The following is a 365-nucleotide window of genomic DNA, read 5'->3' on the forward strand; positions in this document are numbered from 1 at the left end:
GGATGCCGTGCAGGCACATCGCGTCGGCCAACGCCTCGATCACGCCGACGCTGTTGATGCGCCGCGCCACCTTCAAGGCGAGGCAGGCCCGGCTGTGCTCGTCGATCAGCGTCAGGATGCGCAGAGAGCGCCCATCGTGGGTCTGGCCCTGCACGAAGTCGAAGCTCCAGACGTTGCAGCGCGGCAATCAGGATGAGACCAGCGCGTCAATCAAGGTGAGAGGAACCGCCGGTCTGATGACCCAAGGAGGGTGGAGCCCGACCGGAGGCATCAGATCGGCGTCGGCGTGACCTCGAAGGGGCACGCTGTCTGGTGATCGCGGTCGCCGGGCCAGCTGCGGGGTCGTCCTCAGTCTGAGGAGTTCG

At 66.6% G+C, this 365-nt stretch carries 1 pseudogene; it reads right to left on the reverse strand.

What is annotated here, in order from left to right:
• Positions 1-187: pseudogene (locus KZZ07_RS26720) on the reverse strand (IS3 family transposase); the annotation flags it as partial.
• Between the last annotated feature and the right edge of the window lie 178 nt (positions 188-365).

Origin of the sequence: Mameliella sp. CS4 (assembly GCF_019392335.1) — a bacterium.
GTDB lineage: Bacteria > Pseudomonadota > Alphaproteobacteria > Rhodobacterales > Rhodobacteraceae > Antarctobacter.